This window comes from Roseateles sp. P5_B10 (genome assembly GCF_056400485.1).
On sequence record NZ_JBFULE010000578.1, the window covers coordinates 1 to 3,458 of the forward strand.

The following is a 3,458-nucleotide window of genomic DNA, read 5'->3' on the forward strand; positions in this document are numbered from 1 at the left end:
CGCTGATTGCGCGTCAATACCGAACACCTTCGATCACGTTCGACGTGCTCCAAGAACGCCCGCACACGATCAGCCGAGATGTCTTCCAGCTTCAGTCGGTCGACGTCTGACTTGGCATGGCGGCTGATGAATGGCAACAAAAGAGTCAGGCTGTCGCGGTAACTGGCTTGGGTGTTGCGCGAGAGGTTGCGCTCAGCCACGAGATGCTCCATCAGGAAGCGGCGTACCCATGGGCCAAGGATGGCGTAGTCACGCATGGTCGGCCACCTCGCCATGGTTGGCGCCGGCGTAGGCAGCGAAGCGCAAGCTCGCCTCATGCAGGAGCTCGGGGGTCATCTGCAGGTAGCGCTGGGTCGAGGCAATGCTGGCGTGACCGAGGTAGGTCGCCAGCTTCGGCAGGAGCTGCTGAACGTCCTTGCCCTGCCGATACCAAGCAACCACGCGATGCACGGCCGCCGTGTGCCGCAGGTCGTGCAGCCGTGGCGGCCGGCAGGCTCCCGGTGGGCAGCCAATGCTGGCGTGAGTGCGCACGCGTTGAAACAGCGTCACAACGCGTTGATAGTCGATCCGATGCCCGGATCGAGATGCGAAGAACGCCGACCCCTTGCCCAATGGCATAGGCAACGCACTGCGCTGCCGCGAGTAGGCCGCCAACGCCGCAGCGAGTGACTCGCACACCGGGACGAGACGGGACTTGTAGAACTTCGTCTCGTGCACGGTCAGGACCCGCTCGGCGAGATCGACGTCGACCAGGTTCAGGCGCAAGGCTTCGCCGACTCGCAGTCCGCTGCCGTATAGCGTCAGGATCAAGGTTCGGTAGGTCGTTGCCTGAAGGCGACTGAAAGGCGAGTCGAGGATTGCGGTCGCGTCGAGCAGACGCCGCAACTCGGCGCGCGAGTACACATAAGGCGTGATCGGCGGCGGCAGCTTCGGGCGTTGATCCGGGAGCACCGATGCGCGCACATGACCGCGCGCCAAGGCGAACCGGTAGAGCCCCGCCAGGAGCTGGTGTCGCGTCGTCCAGGTGGCGCTGAGATCGCCGCGGCCGCGCAGGAACGTCGCAACGGCAGCGGGCGTCACCTCACGCAGTGGCCGGTCGCCGGTCTCGCGTGCAAACTGGTACAGCGCACGCTCGCCGCTTCGAAGACGCGTGCCGTGGGCACGCTTGGCCGCAAGGTAGATCTCGATGAGCTCGCTGGTCCTCATTGCAGGTCTCCCAGGTCGAGTTCGCCAACTTGACGCAGGCCGGCAAGATCCACCTTGGCGTAGATGCTGGTCGACGCTGTGCTGCGGTGACCCAGGTGATCGCCGATCTCCTTGAGCGTCAGCCCGTCTGCGAGCATCTTCGATGCGCACGCGTGTCTCAACGCGTGAGGGCCGAGGTGCGCAGCCTGCACACCCAGCGTGCGCAGACGCCGGTTGACTACGTTGTAGATACCTGCCGGCGAGATCGCAGCGCGCGGAGCCTGCGTGCCGATGAACACCTCTGCATGGGACACCAACGGCCTGACCGTGTCGACGTATGCCAGCAGTGCCTTCTCGACCGATGGCACGAGGAGATAGACCTGCGGCTGCCGGCGCTTGAGGCGCCAGATCCGCAGCTGCCCATGCTCACGATCGATGTCGTGAAGGCGCAGCGCACTGACCTCACCGCGTCGCAGCCCGTAGATGGCCAACAAGAGGAGGATGGCTCGATCACGGACGTCCAGTTCAGTCTCGCCACACGCAGTGGCGATCAGACGCCGAACGTCCTGCCAGTCCAGGGCGTAGGGCAGCGTCTCGAGGCGGTACCGGCGATGGCTCAGGATCGAGCCGGCCAAGCTCGTTGAGCAGGCGCCCGTCGCGGCAGCGTGCTTGAAGAACACGCGCAACATCCTGGCGACTTGGCCAGCCGAGATGCGCGACCAGCGCGGTGCACCGTAGGTCACGAAGTAGGCGTCGATGTCCTGTGGCTCAAGCGTGGCGAGATCGCGGCCGGTCTCCTGGCACCAGCCTAAGAAGTTCGCCGTGCGGTAACGCCACTGCTCCACCGTGCACGGCGTCAGGCCGCGTTCATCTCGCATCCAGGCAACGAAGCGATCGAGCGCCGTAGCGAACGCAACGGGCTGCACTGGCCGATCCCACCAACCGAGGAACTTCAACCATGGCCGGGCGATATTGAACAGGTTCGCTGCCGTGCGGGACGCCACCTGTGGGCGGCGCTTCGCGATCAGCTCGCAAAGCTGCGCAGCATCGACTCGGCCTTGACCATGGACAGCAAGGTCCTTGGCGATCCATAACAAYGCTCGAGCTCGGTTGCGCTGCGTGTGAAGCGTGGCGCCCACCGACGCGCAGTGAAGCAGGTAGCGAAGTCGCTCATCGAACAAGGGGCCATCGCGGTGACGCGCGATCGTGCCGTCAAAGGCAAAGAGGGTCTCGAACACGGCAGGTCTCCAAAGTGAAGAAGACCCGCCAGCAGGGACCTGCAGTAATGTTGTGTCAACCGCCATCAAACAACCTGGCCGCGGCGGCCGCGATGCCCAAGAACACATAACTTGCGCCGCAACATCACCGGCGAAGTCGTCGCAAACGAGCTTGCCTTGCCAAGCTGGCTTGCTTGCCTGCCCCGCGCCGCGCCGGCCATCGGCAGATGCAGCAATGGACGCGCGGCTACAGCAGCGTGATGACGCCGGCCTCGCCGACGTGCTGCCAGGGCAGGCCCAGCACGAGAGCGTCGAACTGAATGCGGCTCAGGCTCAACGTGCCGGTCACGTCGCGGGGCCAGACGAAGCGGCCCGCGTTGAGGCGGCGAGCTGCCAGCCACACCCCGATGCCGTCATGCACCAGCACCTTCATCCGGTTGGCGCGACGGTTGGCGAACAGGTAGGCGTGGTGGGGGCGAGCAGCGCCGAAGACAGCGACCACGCGTCGCAGAGCGGCCTCGGTACCGGCCCGCATGTCCAGCGGCTCGACCGCCAGCCACACCGCATCCACCCGGATCAACGCAGCATCTCGCGCAGCCAGGCCGCGCAGGAAGCAGCGCCCGCCATTGGCCAACGGACCCGCACATGAACCGGGCCGCGCTGCAGCTAGTTTGGTGGACACCATCCTGGCCATCACGGGCCAGCCGTTCAAGATGGGTTTGCTGGACGCTTACCGCGTTGCGCCTTGCGCGCCGGAATGGAACTAGCTTGCGGCCGGTGTACCCCTGGGTGTACCCCTGGAACCAAAATCGGCAGCCAGAATGACAAACGGCTTAGCTGCCGAAGCTGCTAAGCCGTTGATCTACTTCAATAAAAATGGTCGGGACGGCGGGATTCGAACTCGCGACCCCTTGCACCCCATGCAAGTGCGCTACCAGGCTGCGCTACGCCCCGACTGAGCCAAAAAGTATAACCGAGGAATTGCGCTTTCAGCCCAGAAGGCTGGCTCGGATCGCAAGAAGTTCGGCTCGAACCTGCTCCAGAGAGGTCAGCGGG

4 protein-coding genes and 1 tRNA gene are annotated in these 3,458 nt (G+C 64.7%); all 5 read right to left on the reverse strand.

Annotated features, from left to right (window positions below; translation table 11 throughout):
• A partial coding sequence (locus tag AC1DU6_RS24120; protein ID WP_477860165.1) for a site-specific integrase occupies positions 1–257 on the reverse strand: 257 nt, incomplete at its 3' end.
• Positions 250–1,206: a tyrosine-type recombinase/integrase gene (locus AC1DU6_RS24125; protein WP_477860167.1), complete on the reverse strand. Its 957-nt coding sequence runs from the start codon at positions 1,204–1,206 to the stop codon at positions 250–252. The genes AC1DU6_RS24125 and AC1DU6_RS24120, both read right to left, overlap by 8 nt.
• On the reverse strand, positions 1,203–2,423 hold the full coding sequence (locus AC1DU6_RS24130) for a tyrosine-type recombinase/integrase (RefSeq protein ID WP_477860169.1): 1,221 nt from the start codon (positions 2,421–2,423) through the stop codon (positions 1,203–1,205). Before AC1DU6_RS24130 ends, AC1DU6_RS24125 begins: the two co-directional genes overlap by 4 nt.
• Before the next feature lie 226 nt (positions 2,424–2,649).
• A complete protein-coding gene (tnpB, locus tag AC1DU6_RS24135) occupies positions 2,650–3,114 on the reverse strand; it encodes an IS66 family insertion sequence element accessory protein TnpB (RefSeq protein WP_477860170.1) in 465 nt (154 codons plus the stop codon).
• A 165-nt stretch (positions 3,115–3,279) separates the two neighbouring features.
• A tRNA-Pro gene (locus AC1DU6_RS24140) sits at positions 3,280–3,356 on the reverse strand.
• Between the last annotated feature and the right edge of the window lie 102 nt (positions 3,357–3,458).